Annotated in this window: 13 protein-coding genes and 1 pseudogene; 7 read left to right on the top strand and 7 right to left on the bottom strand. The window is 73.5% G+C overall.

From position 1 onward, the window contains the following. Positions 1-30: 30 nt before the first annotated feature. Together ACTMS9_RS24750 and arc are read right to left on the bottom strand one after the other, a co-directional pair. Positions 31-2,088, bottom strand: a complete 2,058-nt coding sequence (locus ACTMS9_RS24750) for a hypothetical protein (protein WP_441149399.1) — start codon at positions 2,086-2,088, stop codon at positions 31-33. 149 nt (positions 2,089-2,237) lie between these two features. Then, the gene (gene arc / locus ACTMS9_RS24745) at positions 2,238-4,019 is read right to left on the bottom strand and encodes a proteasome ATPase (RefSeq protein ID WP_441149400.1); all 1,782 of its coding nucleotides are present in this window, start codon (positions 4,017-4,019) and stop codon (positions 2,238-2,240) included. A 177-nt stretch (positions 4,020-4,196) separates the two neighbouring features. On the opposite strand from arc, the gene ACTMS9_RS24740 reads away from it, so the two are divergent. Beyond that, a complete protein-coding gene (locus ACTMS9_RS24740) occupies positions 4,197-4,493 on the top strand; it encodes a ferredoxin (RefSeq protein ID WP_154937337.1) in 297 nt (98 codons plus the stop codon). 79 nt (positions 4,494-4,572) lie between these two features. Here the strand turns inward: ACTMS9_RS24740 and ACTMS9_RS24735 are convergent, their stop codons facing one another. The 3 genes from ACTMS9_RS24735 to ACTMS9_RS24725 form a co-directional block, all read right to left on the bottom strand. Further along, on the bottom strand, positions 4,573-5,145 hold the full coding sequence (locus ACTMS9_RS24735) for a hypothetical protein (protein ID WP_210776257.1): 573 nt from the start codon (positions 5,143-5,145) through the stop codon (positions 4,573-4,575). Between the two features lie 81 nt (positions 5,146-5,226). Continuing rightward, positions 5,227-6,180, bottom strand: a complete 954-nt coding sequence (locus ACTMS9_RS24730; RefSeq protein ID WP_247657956.1) for a tRNA (adenine-N1)-methyltransferase — start codon at positions 6,178-6,180, stop codon at positions 5,227-5,229. A 65-nt stretch (positions 6,181-6,245) separates the two neighbouring features. Next, positions 6,246-7,400 carry a site-2 protease family protein gene (locus tag ACTMS9_RS24725; protein WP_441166135.1) on the bottom strand — a complete coding sequence of 385 codons (1,155 nt, stop codon included), beginning with the start codon at positions 7,398-7,400 and terminating at the stop codon, positions 6,246-6,248. Between the two features lie 81 nt (positions 7,401-7,481). Here ACTMS9_RS24725 and ACTMS9_RS24720 point away from each other — a divergent pair, with 81 nt between their 5' ends. The 3 genes from ACTMS9_RS24720 (at position 7,482) to ACTMS9_RS24710 (ending at position 10,603) form a co-directional block, all read left to right on the top strand. Next, positions 7,482-8,396, top strand: a complete 915-nt coding sequence (locus ACTMS9_RS24720) for a RecB family exonuclease (protein ID WP_357619223.1) — start codon at positions 7,482-7,484, stop codon at positions 8,394-8,396. A gap of 222 nt (positions 8,397-8,618) precedes the next feature. Next, positions 8,619-9,809, top strand: a complete 1,191-nt coding sequence (locus ACTMS9_RS24715) for a sensor histidine kinase (protein WP_441149403.1) — start codon at positions 8,619-8,621, stop codon at positions 9,807-9,809. A 107-nt stretch (positions 9,810-9,916) separates the two neighbouring features. After that, on the top strand, positions 9,917-10,603 hold the full coding sequence (locus ACTMS9_RS24710; RefSeq protein WP_441149404.1) for a response regulator: 687 nt from the start codon (positions 9,917-9,919) through the stop codon (positions 10,601-10,603). Positions 10,604-10,610: 7 nt separating this feature from the next. Here the strand turns inward: ACTMS9_RS24710 and ACTMS9_RS24705 are convergent, their stop codons facing one another. Beyond that, positions 10,611-11,015 carry a hypothetical protein gene (locus ACTMS9_RS24705; RefSeq protein WP_441166156.1) on the bottom strand — a complete coding sequence of 135 codons (405 nt, stop codon included), beginning with the start codon at positions 11,013-11,015 and terminating at the stop codon, positions 10,611-10,613. Between ACTMS9_RS24705 and ACTMS9_RS24700 the strand changes: the two are divergent. The 3 genes and pseudogenes from ACTMS9_RS24700 to ACTMS9_RS24690 all read left to right on the top strand — a co-directional run. Then, positions 10,900-11,157 (top strand): annotated as a pseudogene (locus ACTMS9_RS24700) (glycogen debranching N-terminal domain-containing protein); the annotation flags it as partial. The gene ACTMS9_RS24705 and the pseudogene ACTMS9_RS24700 overlap by 116 nt on opposite strands. Before the next feature lie 492 nt (positions 11,158-11,649). Continuing rightward, positions 11,650-12,417: an ABC transporter ATP-binding protein gene (locus tag ACTMS9_RS24695; protein WP_441148138.1), complete on the top strand. Its 768-nt coding sequence runs from the start codon at positions 11,650-11,652 to the stop codon at positions 12,415-12,417. Beyond that, entirely contained in the window at positions 12,417-14,966 is a 2,550-nt protein-coding gene (locus ACTMS9_RS24690) for an ABC transporter permease (protein WP_441148139.1), read from the top strand. The genes ACTMS9_RS24695 and ACTMS9_RS24690 overlap by 1 nt, the downstream gene beginning before the upstream one ends. A gap of 57 nt (positions 14,967-15,023) precedes the next feature. On the opposite strand, the gene ACTMS9_RS24685 is transcribed toward ACTMS9_RS24690, so the two are convergent. Further along, positions 15,024-15,671 carry an HAD family hydrolase gene (locus tag ACTMS9_RS24685; protein WP_441148140.1) on the bottom strand — a complete coding sequence of 216 codons (648 nt, stop codon included), beginning with the start codon at positions 15,669-15,671 and terminating at the stop codon, positions 15,024-15,026. Between the last annotated feature and the right edge of the window lie 19 nt (positions 15,672-15,690).

Here is a 15,690-nt window from a genome sequence, read left to right as displayed (position 1 = left end):
GGTCCCCCGTCACGTCGAGCGTAGTCCGCCTCAGGGCGTAGAGGGGCACGCCGGCACAGGCGGCGCGGGTGTCGCGGGCGGGGCGCCGGGCACGGGGGGCGGCTCGGAGGGGAGCACGTCGCACTCGGGAACGGTGAGGGAGACGAAGCTGACCCGGTGCCGCAGTGACGGGTCCGTCCTGATCAGCCGCTGGATCCGGCGTTCGGCGCGGGGGTCGGCGGTGATGAAGCGGATCGGCCCGGAGACCCGCCGGACGATCTGGTCGGTGCGTTCGGGTTCGAGGAAGTCCAGGTTGTATACGCCGGGTTCGGTGCGCGCGGTGGTGCCGTGCAGGGCGTCGACGCAGAGGGTCTCGACGTAGCCCCGGTAGGGGCCGCGGTCGAGGACGATGGTGGTGGTGTCGGGCAGGTCGGGGTAGCGCTGCACGGCGGCGGCGCAGACCCACGCCTCTTTGGACGGCAGGTGCAGGTCCTGGTGCACCCACCGTTGCGTCCAGGTCCGCTCGTTGGCGATGAGCAGGCTGGGGTGCCAGCCGGTGACGCCGCAGAGCGTCACGGCGATGGCCATGACGACGACGCCGGCGACGGTGGTCGCGACGCCGCGCGGCGACCGGCCGGGCCGGGGTACGGGCAGCAGCCGGACCACGGCGGCGGCGCCGACGACGAGCAGCGCGGTGGCCAGGTGGGTGGACTTGATGAAGTAGTAGCCGGGCTCGACGCCGGAGGTGGTGTTGTACTGGGCGATGCCCAACGGCAGGGCGACGCCGATGGCGGCGACGAGCAGCCAGCGCCGCCAGGTGGGATCGGCGCGGCGGACCTGGACGAGCAGGGCCACCCCGACGATGCCGCCGAGCCAGATGAGGGCGCGCCAGGCTTCGGTGCGGGCCTCGATGCCGCCGTTGACGGCCAGCGCCTCGGTCTGCTTGGCGCGCAGCACGCCGAGCAGCGGGGCGACCAGGGCGAGGGGGGCGGTGAGGAGGCCGACGGCGAGCACGGTGGGCCAGCGGCGCAGCGCCTCCCGCCGGTGGCCGAGCACCCAGCAGAGCACCAGCACGGCGGCGGGCGGGAGGAACAGGTAGTAGGTGAAGCCGATGGCGACGAGCAGCGCGGCGAGCAGGACGACCTGTTCGCGGGTGTTGGCGAGCGGCCGGCCGACCAGCGCGGCGAGCAGCACGGTGAGGGCGAGCCCGAGGATCTCGGTCGGGTAGCCGGAGACGATCAGGCGGGGCAGTTGGGTGCCGAGGATCAGGGCGCCGACGACGACGGTGAGCACGATGCGGTGCATCGGGTGGACGGGTCCGGCGATGCGGTGCGCGGCCCAGAGCAGCACCAGCACGAGGAGTCCGAAGCTGGCCATCAGCCAGCCGGCGTAGTGGTCGACGGCGGCGGGGCCGCGGGGCGCGGCGCCGACGGGGGTGAGGAAGCCGTCGAGCAGGGCGGTGACCAGGTGCCAGCCCTGCGGGTAGTAGAGCAGTTGGGAGAGGATCTGGTCCTTGGCGGCGGCGGGGTCGACGAAGGCGTAGCCGCCGAGGCGGCCGACGACGTCGAAGAGGGCCAGGTGCCGCCAGTTGTCCTCGCCGCGGGCGAGGATGGTCAGCTGGTCGGCGAGGTCGGTGGCGCGCTGCCAGGGCGCGGAGAGGTACGTGAGCATCGCGGCGGTGCCGGCGACGGGGAACAGGTCGACCCGGCCGGGGCGCGGCAGGCGGGGGCGTCGGCGCAGCCCGGCGGCGCCGAGGACGACCACGGTGAGGGCGAGGCCGGTCAGCGGCACGGGCCGCATGCCCCAGGGCCAGACGGCGAAGAGCAGTCCGCCGGCGGTGGCCGCACCGAGCAGCAGGGCGAGCGCGAGCACCAGCCGGTCGAGCAGGGTACGGCCGCCGCGCAGCACGCTGGCGGTGGCGAGCAGTACGAGCGGCGGCAGCAGCCAGTCGCCGTGCAGGGCGTGCGTGGCGGCGGGTACGGCCCAGGCCGCCACGAGCGCCGCGAGCACGACCGGGACCCGTCGCCAGGGGCGCCGGGTCGGGGCGGGCGGGTGCGCGTCCTCGACCGCCGTGGTGGGCGGCTCGACGACGGTGACCTCGGACGACACGAAGCTCCTCGGACGGTCGACGGCGGTGTGCGAAGTCTACCGACGAGTCCGGCATTCCCCTCCGTGGGGACGCATCGCCCAGGTGAACGTGTCGTGACATGCGAGGAAGCCCCGCGGCGCGGGCGCCGCGGGGCTTCCTCGTCGTCCGGTCAGAGGTACTGGCCGGTGTTGCTGGCGGTCTCGATGGACCGGCCGGCCTCGGCGCCCTTGCCGCCGGAGACGAGCGTGCGGATGTAGACGATCCGCTCGCCCTTCTTGCCGGAGATCCGGGCCCAGTCGTCCGGGTTGGTGGTGTTGGGCAGGTCCTCGTTCTCGCGGAACTCGTCGACGCAGGCGTCGAGCAGGTGCTGCAGGCGCAGGCCCTTGCGCCCGGAGGTGAGGAACTCCTTGATCGCCATCTTCTTGCCGCGGTCGACGATGTTCTGGATCATGGCGCCGGAGTTGAAGTCCTTGAAGTAGAGGACCTCCTTGTCGCCGTTGGCGTAGGTCACCTCGAGGAAGCGGTTCTCCTCGGTCTCGGAGTACATCCGGAGCACGACCGCGTCGATCATCGCTGCCACGGTGGCCTGCGGGTCACCGCCGTGCTCGGCGAGGTCGTCCGGGTGCAGGGGCAGCCCGGAGAGGATGTACTTGGAGAAGATGTCCTTGGCCGCCTCGGCGTCCGGACGCTCGATCTTGATCTTCACGTCGAGCCGGCCGGGGCGCAGGATGGCCGGGTCGATCATGTCCTCCCGGTTGGAGGCGCCGATCACGATGACGTTCTCCAGCCCCTCCACACCGTCGATCTCGCTGAGCAGCTGCGGGACGATGGTGTTCTCGACGTCGGAGGAGACGCCGGAGCCACGGGTGCGGAAGACGGAGTCCATCTCGTCGAAGAAGACGATGACGGGGGTGCCCTCGCCGGCCTTCTCCCGGGCCCGCTGGAAGATCAGCCGGATGTGCCGCTCGGTCTCGCCGACGTACTTGTTGAGCAGCTCGGGGCCCTTGATGTTGAGGAAGAAGCTGGTGTGCTTCTCCTCACCCCGGCGCTCGGCGATCTTCTTGGCCAGCGAGTTGGCCACCGCCTTGGCGATCAGCGTCTTGCCGCAGCCGGGCGGCCCGTAGAGCAGGATGCCCTTCGGCGGCCGGAGCTGGTGCTCGCGGAACAGGTCGGCGTGCAGGAAGGGCAGCTCCACCGCGTCGCGGATCTGCTCGATCTGCGACTGGAGGCCACCGATGTCGCCGTAGTCGACGTCGGGCACCTCCTCCAGGACGAGCTCCTCGACCTCGCTCTTCGGGATCCGCTCGTACGCGTACGCCGAGCGGGGTTCGATCATGAGCGAGTCGCCGGCCCGGATCGGCGAGCCGATCAGGGTCTCCGCGAGGTGCACGATGCGCTCCTCGTCGGAGTGCGAGACCACCAGCGCGCGGTCGCCGGTGCTGCCGTCGGGACCCGTGAGGATCTCCTTGAGCATCACCACCTCGCCGACCCGCTCGTAGCCGAAGGCGTCGACGATGTTGAGCGCGTCGTTGAGCAGGACCTCCTGGCCACGCCGCAGCTCGGCGGCGTCCAGCGAGGGCGAGACGGCGACCCGGAGCTTGCGTCCGCCGGTGAAGATGTCCACCGTGCCGTCTTCGTGCCGCGCGAGGAAGACACCGTAGCCACTCGGTGGCTGCGCGAGCCGGTCGATCTCCTCCTTGAGCGTCACGATCTGCGCGCGAGCCTCCTTGAGGGTGCTCACGAGCCGGTCGTTGTTCTCGGTCAGCCGCGCCAACTGTGCCTGGGTGGCCGCCAGCCGCTCTTCGAGCTGCCGGACGTGTCGGGGGCTTTCGGTCAACTTGCGCCGCACCAGAGCGAGTTCCTCTTGCAGGAACGCGACCTGCGTGGAGAGATCGTGGGCTTCCTTCTCCCACCGTGCGGCGCGCGAGTCCGCGTCGTCGCTGCGTGCCACGTCCCACCTCCCCGGGGGGCTTGAACGTTCTGCCCTAACACTAGCCGCTATGAGCGCGATTCGGTCCTACGCAACACCCTCGTCACCGAACCTTGATCGCCAAGGGTCGCCTCCGGGGCGGGTACGGGCGTTCGGGTACCGTCGGGGCGTGGGACGGGAGAACATGGGGGGTGCATCGTGGCGGAGGTCGTGACGGACCAGCTTCAGGTCTGGGTGGACCAGGATCTCTGCACGGGCGACGGGCTCTGCGTGCAGTACGCGCCGGAGGTCTTCGAGTTCGACGTCGACGGCCTGGCGTACGTCAAGGGCCCCGACGGCGAGCTGCGACTGGCCCCGGGCAGCCGGGTGGACGTGCCGGAGCACCTGCGCCTGGAGGTGATCGACTCGGCGAAGGAGTGCCCGGGCGACTGCATCCACGTCGTGCGCGGCAGCGACGGCGTCGAGGTGGCCGGCCCGGAGGCCGAGGAGGACTGACCCGGCCCGAGCGGGCACAGACGTTGCGGGGCCGCGGACGACATCGTCGTCCGCGGCCCCGCGTGCGTCGGTCGGGCCCTCAGAGCACCGGACGGCCCACCACGGAGGCGACCAGCCGGGCGAACTCCTCCAGCCGGGCGATCTGGCCGGCGCCGCCGTCGTCGAGCGTCTTGCCGAAGCGCAGCGCGTCGTGCCGGGGCGCGCCGGCGATCTCGTCGCCGGGCGGCGCCTCGTCCAGCGAGGTCAGCAGCAGGTACACGTCGATGCTGTCGACCCGGACCTCGCCGCTGTCGGCGCGGGTCAGCCGCCGCCGGCAGCCGACCTCGGTGACGGTGGAGACCGGCACCACCCGCAGCGACGAGGTCATCGACCCGGGCGGCCCCTCCCCCGGCGGCACGTCCTCGCCGTGCCAGAGCACCAGGCGGCTGCCGTCGCAGACGACGACCTCCTGCCACACCCCGTTGACCTCGTTGACGAAGCGTTCCAGGGTGAAGCCGAGCACGGACGCACCGCGCAGCACCCCACCGAGCGCCTCCAGGGCGATGTCCGGGTCCCGAAGGTAGGCCCGCGCCGCCGATTCGAGGTCCTGGTAGGGCGACCAGTCCGGGAACACCGCCGGCAGATCCCCACCGCCGAAGCCCGGCCGACTCATGCCACCTCCCCCAGGTCGCGCCGCCGACCCGCACCGGCCGGCGGAATCCGCCCGCTCACTCCCAGCCGCCCCGCTCCGCCGTCACGACGCGTCCGCCTCGCCCGTCGCGGCCGGTTCCACCCCGGCGGCCTGGGCGGCCGCCGCCTGTCGGGCCGCGGCCGCCTCGCGCAGCGCCTGCTTGCGCTCGGCGTACGCCTCGGCGCCCTTGCTGGGCTTGCGACGCCGCGGCGGGGCGGTGACGCCCGGGGCGAGCTTACGCGCGGAGACCAGGAACGCGGTGTGCGCGATCATCCGGTGGTCCGGGCGGACGGCCAGCCCCTCGGCGTGCCAGTCGCGCACCAGCGACTCCCAGGCCCGCGGCTCGGTCCAGCCGCCGCGCTCGCGCAGCGCCTCCACCAGCTCGGACAGCTGCGGGGTGGTGGCGACGTAGCCGATGAACACGCCGCCGGGCAGCAGCGCCCGCTCGACCATGTCGAGGGTCTCCCACGGGGTGAGCATGTCCAGGATGATCCGGTCGAAACCGGTCTCCGGGCAGTCGGCGACGTCGCCGACGTGCAGCTTCCAGGCCGGGTGCGGGGCGCCGAAGAAGGACTCGACGTTGCGCCGGGCGATCTGGGCGAAGTCGTCGCGCAGCTCGTACGAGTGCAGTTCGCCGCCGGTGCCGACGGCGCGCAGCAGCGAACAGGTCAGCGCCCCGGAGCCGGCGCCCGCCTCCAGCACCTTCGCGCCGGGGAAGATGTCGCCCATCGCGACGATCTGCGCCGAGTCCTTCGGGTAGATCACCTGCGCGCCGCGCGGCATCGACAGCACGTAGTCCGACAGCAGCGGGCGCAGCGCGAGGAACGCGGTGCCGCCGCCGGAGGTGGTCACCACGCTGCCGTCGGGCTGCCCGATCAGCGCGTCGTGCTCCAGGATGCCGCGGTGGGTGTGGAACGCCTTGCCGGGCTCCAGGACGACCGTGTGCATCCGCCCCTTCGGGTCGGTCAGCTGGACCCGGTCGCCGGGGCGGAACGGCCCCCGGTGCACCGGGGGCAGGTCTCCGACGGCGACGGGCGCCGGTGTGCCGTTCTCGGCCGGGAGGGCGGGGGGATGTGCTGCGGTCACCTGTTCATCTTCCGTGTGGGTTCGAGGACCTGGGCGAGATCCCCGATGTGCAGAACGCCGACCACATCTTCGCCTGCCGTCACCACGTACTGTGCGGCCGGGTGGCGCTGCACCGTCTCCATCACCCGGTCGCCGGCCACCCCGGCCGGCAGCGCGGGCAGCCGGTCCAGCGGCCGGGCCACCGCGTCCACCGCCACCCAGGGCCGGCGTTCCGGGGGTACGGCGTCCGCCGCGGCCGGGTCCACCAGGGCGACCGGCCGGCCGGTGCCGTCGACCACGGTGACCGCCGCCCCGGCCGGCGCCTGCGCGGCGTGCCGGCGCTGCGCCTCGGCCAGCGGGGTGCCGGTGGGCACGCCGAAGACCGGCCGGGCCAGCCGGGCCAGGTCGATCAGCGGGACCCGGCGGCTGATCCGGGCGTACCGGATCGACTGGCCGGCGCCGCGCCAGAGGGTGACGGCGACCAGCAGCATCAGCGGCAGGGCCAGCGGTATCAGCAGCCGCTGGACGGTCAGCAGCACCACCAGCACCGCCGTGCCGACCGCGACGGCGCGCCCCACCCAGCCGGCGATCTCGGTGGCCCGGTGCCGGTCCCGGGTGAGCGCCCAGACCGCGGCACGCAGCGCCCGGCCGCCGTCCAGCGGCAGCCCCGGCAGGATGTTGAACAGCGCGACGATCACGTTGCTCAGCGCCACCTGCAGCGCGAGCTGGTGGGCCAGGGTGTGCGGGGGCAGGGCCATGGTGACGCCGACGGCGATCGCGCCGAGCACGGCGGAGACCGCCGGACCGGCCAGGGAGACCAGCAGGTCGACCCGGGGGGTGGGGGCGTCGGACTCCATCTCGGTGTAGCCGCCGAGCAGTTCCAGGGTGATCCCGCGCACACCGATGCCGTACCGGCGGGCGGTCAGCGCGTGGCCGAGCTCGTGCAGCAGCACCGAGCCGAGCAGCGAGACGACGAAGCCGAGGCCGATCAGGTAGCCGCCGAGCGGGTCGAGGTCGAGCCGGTCGCGGGCGAACTCGGCGTACGTCACGGTGATCAGCAGGGTCAGCAGCAGCATCGACACGTTGACGTGCAGCGGCACCCCGAAGACCCGGCCCACGGTCAGGCCGGTGCGTCGGCCGGACCGGCGTGGCGCTCGGCTGCGGGGTTTCACCGCCCCGATGCTACGCCGCGCGGATCATGCTCCGGTGCGCCGATCACGGCCCTGTCACACCGGTGCCCTAACCTTCGGGGCATGACGGCGGAACCGGTGATCGACGAGCAGGCCACTCCGGCGGCGGCGCTGCCGGCCACCATCCGGGCGTCGTTGTCGCCGTCGCGGGCGGCGGATTTCAAGACCTGCCCGCTGCTCTACCGGTTCCGCAGCATCGACCGGCTGCCCGAGCGCCCGACGGTGGAGCAGGCCCGGGGCACCCTGGTGCACGCGGTGCTGGAGCGGCTGTTCGACCTGCCGGCCGGCGGGCGTACGCCGGACGCCGCCGGTGGTCTGGTGGCCCCGCAGTGGGACCGGCTGGTCACCGAGCAGCCCGAGCTGGCCGGCCTGTTCGACCCGGGCGACGAGGCGGGCACCGCCGAGTTCCTGCGCTCGGCGGCGGGGCTGCTGGAGGGCTACTTCGCGGTGGAGGACCCGCGCCGGCTGGAGCCGGCCGAGCGGGAGAGCCTGATCTCGGCGGTGGTCGACGAGCAGCTGCTCATCCGGGGCTACCTGGACCGCCTCGACGTCGCGCCGGACGGCGCGCTGCGGGTGGTCGACTACAAGACCGGCGGCGCGCCCCGGGAGGCGTTCGAGGCGCGCGCGCTGTTCCAGCTGAAGTTCTACGCGCTGGTGCTGTGGCGCACCCGGGGGGTGGTGCCGCGGGTGCTTCGCCTGCTCTACCTCAAGGACGCGGAGGTCTGCGACTACTCCCCCGACGCCGAGGAGCTGCTGCGCTTCGAGCGCACGGTGGTGGCGCTCTGGCAGGCCATCGAGCAGGCCACCGAGCGGCAGGATTTCCGGCCCCGGCCGAGCCGGCTCTGCGACTGGTGCAGCCACCAGGCGCACTGCCCGACCTTCGGGGGCACCCCGCCGCCGTTCCCGGACCGGTCGGCGGCCGCCGACCCGCTGCGCGACGCCCGCTCCGGCCCGGCCGCCCCCGGCGCCGACGAGTGACCTTCCTTCCCTGCGCCGCCCGACACCCGGCCCGACCGCCCGTCGGCGCCGACCGGTGATCGGCGGCTCGGCACCCCGTTCGGCCGGCCCCGATACCGGCAGTGACCGGCCGCCGACCAGCTCCGCACCACCCCCGGGCGGAGGCCGTCTCCTCCCTGAGGAGGACGGCGGGTTCACCGTCGGCGACGACCTGGCGCGCCGGGCGGCGGTTAGCGTCGCGGTATGACCGACGGACCCGCGCGATGGTGGCAGCGCCGACCGCTCGCCGGTGACGCGCTCTTCGCCGCCGCCCTGGTGCTGCTGGAGGTCGCTTTCCTGCTGCTCACCCCGCCGGAGTTCTGGCCCGGGCGGATGCCGGGCGCGCTGGCGTGGAGCCTGCTCGCGGCCGCCCCGGTGGCGTTGCGCCGGGTCGCTCCGTGGACGGCGGTGGGTCTGGCCGTGGCCACCCTGATGCTGCCGGTGCTGCTCAAGCTCGCGCCCGGCACGCAGGGCCTGGCGTTCATGGTCCTGACGTACACGATGGCCGCGCGCCGGCCGGCGCGGCAGGCGGTGCTGGCCGCGGTGCTGCTCTGGGTGCCGGTGGGGGTGGCCAACCTGGTCGCCCCGCCGGAGGGGGTGCTGGCGGTGAGCCCCGGCTACCTGCTGCTCAACAACCTGCTCATCGCCCTGCTGTCGTACGCGGTGGGGCGGGCGGTGCAGGCGCGGCGCACGTCGGTGCGGGCGCTGCGGGAGCGGGCCCGGGTGGCCGAGGAGAACCAGCGTTCCCTGGCCGAGCAGGCGGTCGCGGACGAGCGGCGCCGGATCGCCCGGGAGCTGCACGACGTGGTCGCCCACCACGTGAGCGTGATGGGGGTGCTGGCCACCGGGGCCCGCCGGGTGCTGCGCCGCGACCCGGACGCCGCCGACGAGGCCATCGCCACCATCGAGGACACCAGCCGGGTCACCCTGCGCGAGATGCGCCGCCTGCTGGACGTGCTGCGCACGGACGCGGAGCCGGCGGCGGACCTGACCCCACAGCCCGGCCTGGCGGGGATCGAGGCGCTGGTCGAGCAGGTACGGGAGGCGGGCCTGCCGGTGACCCTGCACGTCGAGGGCACGCCCGGGCCGGTGGAGGAGGGCGTGTCACTGACGGTCTACCGGATCGTGCAGGAGGCGTTGACCAACGCGCTCAAGCACGCCGGAGAGGCCACCGCGCAGGTGCGGCTCACCGTCGCCGACGGCTGCCTGACGGTGGAGGTCACCGACACCGGGCGCGGGCCGGGACCGGGACCCGACCGGATCGGGCACGGCCTGGTCGGCATGCGGGAGCGGGTCGGCCTCTACGGTGGGACCCTGCGGACCGGTCCACGGCCGGGCGGCGGCTTCCGGGTGTCGGCGCGGATTCCGGTGGACTCGGTCGGGGCCGCGGCGTGACCCGGGAGCGCCGGGCGGGCACCGCCGGCCGGGCCGCGCCGGAGCGGGCGACCGGGCCACCACCGCACGGGCGACCGACCGCACCACCAGCAGGACAGGGAGAGCTCATGAGCGACGGTACGGCGGCGGCACGGCCGGTGCGGATCCTGCTCGCCGACGACCAGCCGCTGCTGCGTACCGGCTTCCGGATGGTGCTGGGCACCGAGGAGGACCTGGACATCGTGGCCGAGGCCGGCGACGGCCAGGAGGCGGTGGAGCTGTCCCGGCGGCTGCTGCCGGACGTGGTGCTGATGGACATCCGGATGCCCCGGATGGACGGGGTGGCGGCCACCCGGGCCATCGTCGACGCCCGGCTGCCGGTGCGGGTGCTCATCCTCACCACGTTCGACCTGGACGAGTACGTGGTGGGGGCGCTGCGCGCCGGGGCGAGCGGCTTCCTGGCCAAGGACGTGCCGGCGGAGGACCTGGTGACCGCGATCCGCACGGTCGCCGCCGGGGAGGCGGTGGTCGCGCCTCGCATCCTCCGGCGGCTGCTGGACCGCTTCGCCGACGTGCTGCCCGACCCGGCGGCCACCCCGCCGAAGGCGCTCAACTCGCTCACCGAACGGGAGCGGGAGGTGCTGGTGCAGGTGGCCCGCGGGCTGTCCAACGCCGAGATCGCCGCGGCGCTGTCGGTCAGCGAGACCACGATCAAGACCCACGTCGGGCACGTGCTGACCAAGTTGGGGCTGCGCGACCGGGTCCAGGCGGTGGTGCTGGCCTACGAGACGGGCCTGGTCCGCCCGCAACGGTGATCGCTCGTCAGGCTTCGCGCGGCGAGGTGGCCAGGCTGGTCTGCCGGTCCGTCTCCTCGCCGCGCCGATCCACGCTGCCGATGGCGTCGACCCGGCCCCACCGCCCCGGGATGTCGAGCAGTTCGATGCGCCCGAACCGCTCGGGCAGCGCCGGCTCGACCACCAGATCGTCCCCGTACGGCTCGAGGCCGAGCAGCGTGCGCACCAGCAGCAGGGGTGCTCCGGTCGCTTCGGACTGCGGACTGTTGGCCGTCGGGTACGGGACGGGGCCCCGGGTCAACCCGCGGTGGAAGCCGCCGGAGGCCTTCGGCGGATACGACCGGACGCTGACCCGGTATCCCGTGCTGTACCCCACGGCGTGCAGTCCGCAGGCGTGGTCCACGGGCGCCCCCCTGTTGTTGCTGCGGACCATGCTCGGCATGGAACCCCGTGGGGACCACCTGGTGACCAGGCCGGCCGTGCCCCCGGGCATGGGCCGGATCGAGCTGCTCGGCATTCCCGGCCGGTGGGGCCGGGCCGGCGCCCTGGGACGCGCCCGCCGCGAGCGGCGCTGACCGCTGCGCGGTGGCAACCGGACGTGCGGCCGTCCGGACCGCACGAGGAGCCGACATGCCGGCTCCGCGGCAGCCCCGCCCCACCACGAACACCGCTGCCGACGTCGGCTTCGCTCGCGATGGCCGGCCCCACCCGGGCGGGTGGCCGGCGGCTACGTCGCGGAGCGTACGCGAGGAGTCGCCGGCGGGGTGACGGCGCTGTTGCCGTCGTCACCTACCGTGACGAGAGACGGCGCGGCGCGGTTGACCATGACGTGGCGTCAGGTCCTAGCGTCGGTTCCGCCGCCGTCCCGGCGGGTGGAAACACGTTCGATCGGCGCCGGCTCAGGGGCAACCCTGAGCCGGGCTCCGGGCCGACCCGCAGCGGGAAATCCGCGCCGCGTCCGCCCCTGGGCGGACGGATCCGGCGGGTACGGCACGGAGGATGGGACCAGCCCCACCGACCAGCGGGGGCGGCGGGGACACCGCAAGCAGACGGAAGAGGTAGATGACGTGACCGCGACGGTAGGCCGGCAGGCGCAGGCCGCGGCCAGGGCCAGCGACGTGTGGAAGGTGTACGGCAGCGGCGAGGCGCAGGTCGCCGCGCTGCGGGGGGTGAGCGCCGAGTTCGAGCGTGGCCGGTTCACGGCGATCATGGGCCCGTCCGGTTCGGGCAAGTCCACGCTGATGCACTGCCTGGCGGGGCTGGACTCGGTCACCAAGGGCACGGTGCACATCGGCGACACGACGGTGACCGGGCTCGGCGACGCCGGCCTGACGAAGCTGCGGCGGGACAAGGTCGGTTTCATCTTCCAGCAGTTCAACCTGCTGCCGACGCTGACCGCCCAGGAGAACATCCTGCTGCCGCTCTCCATCGCCGGCCGCAAGCCCGAGCAGGCCTGGTACGACACGGTGATCGACACGGTGGGCCTGCGGGACCGGCTGGGGCACCGCCCGGCGCAGCTCTCCGGCGGTCAGCAGCAGCGGGTGGCGTGCGCCCGGGCGCTGGTCGCCCGACCCGAGGTGATCTTCGCCGACGAGCCGACCGGCAACCTCGACTCCCGCTCCGGCGCGGAGGTGCTGAACTTCCTGCGCAACTCGGTACGCCAGCACGGCCAGACCATCGTGATGGTGACCCACGACCCGACCGCCGCCGCGTACGCCGACCGGGTGATCTTCCTGGCCGACGGGCAGGTCGTCTCGGAGCTGATCGAGCCGACCGCCGACACCGTGCTGGACACCATGAAGAAGCTCGACACGCCGGCCGAGGTGGCGCGCTGATGTTCCGCGCGACGTGGAAGAGCCTGCTGGCGCGCAAGGTGCGCCTCATCCTCTCCGGCCTGGCCGTGGTGCTGGGCGTCATGTTCGTCTCCGGCGCGTTCGTGCTGACCGACACGCTCGGCCGCTCGTTCGACGCCGTCTTCGCCGACGCGTACGAGGGTGTCGACGTCAACGTCTCCGCCAAGCCGAAGATCGCCCTCAGCGAGACCGAGGGTGAGCAGGTGCCCGCGGCGATGCCGGCCGCGACGCTGGAGAAGGTCCGCACGGTCGGCGGGGTGGCCGAGGCCACCGGGATCGTCGCCGCGGACGGCGCCCGCCTGATCGGCAGCAACGGCAAGGTGGTCACCTCGTTCGGTCCGCCGCAGCTCGGCGAGAACTGGGTGGGTGAGAGCGACCTGGTCAAGCTGCGCGAGGGCCGCGAGCCGCGCGCCGACGACGAGATCGTGGTCAACGGGGCGCTGGCGCAGGCCGCGAAGGTGAAGGTCGGCGACCGGGTCGGCGTGCTGACCCTGGAGCCGAAGAAGGAGTTCACCGTGGTGGGCGTCTTCGGTTACAGCGGTGACCGGGACTCCCTCGGCGGGGCCAACGAGATCGCCTTCACCACCCCGGTGGCGCAGCGGCTGATGCTCGGCGAGCCGGACGTGTTCACCAACATCAGCGTGAAGGCCGCCGACGGGGTCGGCGAGGCCGCGCTGCGCGACGACATCGCCGCCGCGGTCGGCGGCGACTACGAGGTCAAGACCGGCGAGCAGCTCTCCGCCGACGCCTCGGCGGGGCTGAAGGAGGGGCTCTCCTTCTTCAACAAGATCCTGCTCGGCTTCGCCGCGGTGGCGCTGCTGGTCGGCACCTTCCTCATCCTCAACACCTTCTCGATCATCGTGGCGCAGCGCACCCGGGAGTTGGCCCTGATGCGGGCCATCGGGGCCAGCGGTCGGCAGATCATCGGCTCGGTGGTGCTGGAGGCCATTGCGGTGGGCCTGATCGCCTCCGTACTCGGCCTGGGCGCCGGCATCGGTGTCGGCGCGCTGCTGGCGTACCTGTTCGGCAAGCTGGCGGGCGGGCTGGCGCTGGCCGGCATCGGCGTGCCGGCGGCCGCGGTGATCGGCGCGTTCTCGGTGGGTCTGGTGATCACCGTGGTGGCGGCGCTGCTGCCGGCGCTGCGGGCGTCGCGGATCCCGCCGATCGCGGCGATGCAGGACGTGGCCACCCCGGACCGCCCGCTGACCAAGGTGACGGTGGCCGGCGCGATCGTCACCGGGATCGGGGGCACGCTGCTCTTCCTGGGGCTCAGCGGCAACGCCGGGGACAACACCCTGGCCACCATCCTCGGCGGCGTGCTGTTCGCCTTCATCGGGGTGGCGCTGCTGACCCCGCTGATCAGCCGGCCGGTGGTGTCCCTGCTCGGGGCGCTGTTCGCCTGGTCGGTGCCGGGCAAGCTCGGCCGGCTCAACTCGGGTCGTAACCCGCGCCGCACCGCGATCACCGCGGCGGCGCTGATGGTCGGCATCGCGCTGGTCACCGGTGTGACGGTGATCCTCGACTCGGCCAAGGGCAGCATCAGCGCGCTGGCCGAGGACCAGATCAAGGCCGAGCTGGTGATCGCCGGGGTGCAGGGCGGTCCCCGCCCGCCGAGCTTCGACCCGGCGGTGCTGGAGAAGGCCGCCGCCATCCCGGGCGTCCAGATGGTCGACGGCGAGTACGGCGACATGGCCGTGGTCAACGGCGAGCGCACCTGGGTGGCGGCGTCGAGCAACGTCGCGGCGCTGGAGCGGATCTTCGGGGCGAAGGCCACCGCCGGTGACATCAGCAGGCTGGCACCGGATCAGATGCTGTTCAGCTCGGACACCGCGAAGTCCCGCAACGTGTCGGTCGGCTCGACGGTCAGCGTCCAGCTGTCCCGGGGCGAGGCCCGCACGTACACGGTCAGCGGCATCTACGAGAGCTCGCAGCTGACCAACCCGGTGGTGCTGCCGCCGCAGGCGGCGCGGGACTTCGCCATCCCGCAGCCGATCCAGGGCTTCCTGCAGCTCGCCCCCGGCACCCGGGTCGCCGACGTCCAGCCGCAGGTCGAGACGCTGCTCGCCGACAGCCCCGAGGTGTCGGTGGCCGACCGGGCCGCCTTCATCAAGCAGCAGACCAGCCAGCTGGACACCCCGCTGCGGATGATCCAGATCCTGCTGGCGCTGGCCATCGTGATCGCGGTGCTGGGCATCATCAACACCCTGGCCCTGTCGGTGCTGGAGCGGACCCGCGAGCTGGGCCTGCTGCGGGCGATCGGGCTGCGCCGGGCGCAGACCATGCGGATGATCACCGTCGAGGCGGTGGTGATCTCGGTCTTCGGCGCGCTGCTCGGCGTGGTGGTCGGCACCGGCCTCGGCGCGGCGGTGGTCGAGGCGCTCAAGGACGAGGGCATCACCGACCTGGTCCTGCCCTGGGGCCAGATGGGGCTCTTCCTCGGGCTGGCCGCGATCATCGGGGTGGTCGCCGCGGTGCTGCCCGCGGTGCGCGCCGCGCGGATCAACGTGCTGGGCGCCATCGCGCACGACTGATCCTCAGCAGGGACGACGAAGGGGGCCCCGCCGGTCGGCGGGGCCCCCTTCGCGTGGTCAGGCCGGCGGCTCGCCGAGCAGCGCGGCCAGCAGCTCCAGGTCCGCCGCGGTCAGGCTCTCCACCTGGTGTACGCCGTCGATCGGCGCGATCGGCACCTCCGCGGGCACCGCCAGCACCGCCGCACCGGCGGCGAGCGCGCTGGCCACCCCGGTCGGCGAGTCCTCGATCGCCACGCACCGGCCGATCGGCACGCCCAGCAGCCGCGCCGCCGTCAGGTACGGCTCCGGGTGCGGCTTGGCCAGGTCCACCTCGTCACCGCAGACCACCGCGTCGAAGCTGTCCCGCCCGAGGGTGTCCAGGGCCACCTCGACCAGCGGCCGCCCGCTGGAGGTGACCAGCGCGGTGCGGATGCCGGCGGCGCGTACGGCCCGCAGCAGGGTCAGCGCGCCGGGCCGCCAGCGCAGCCCGGTGCGGAACAGCTCCAGGATCCGGGCGTTGATCCAGTCGATGCTGACCTGCGGATCGCGCTCCGGCTGGCCGAGGTCGTCGTGCACGATCCGCATCGACTCGGCCATGCTCGTGCCGATCACCGCGCGCCGCGCGGCGTCGGAGAGCGTGCCGCCGTACTCGGCCGCCAGCTCGCGCAGCGCGACGTCCCACAGCTTCTCGCTGTCGACCAGGGTGCCGTCCATGTCGAAGAGCACGGCGGCGGGATGTGGGCTG

The organism is Micromonospora sp. L31 (genome assembly GCF_052068075.1).
In the GTDB taxonomy this organism is placed as follows: domain Bacteria; phylum Actinomycetota; class Actinomycetes; order Mycobacteriales; family Micromonosporaceae; genus Micromonospora; species Micromonospora purpureochromogenes.
This window is presented reverse-complemented; position numbering and strand designations above follow the sequence as displayed.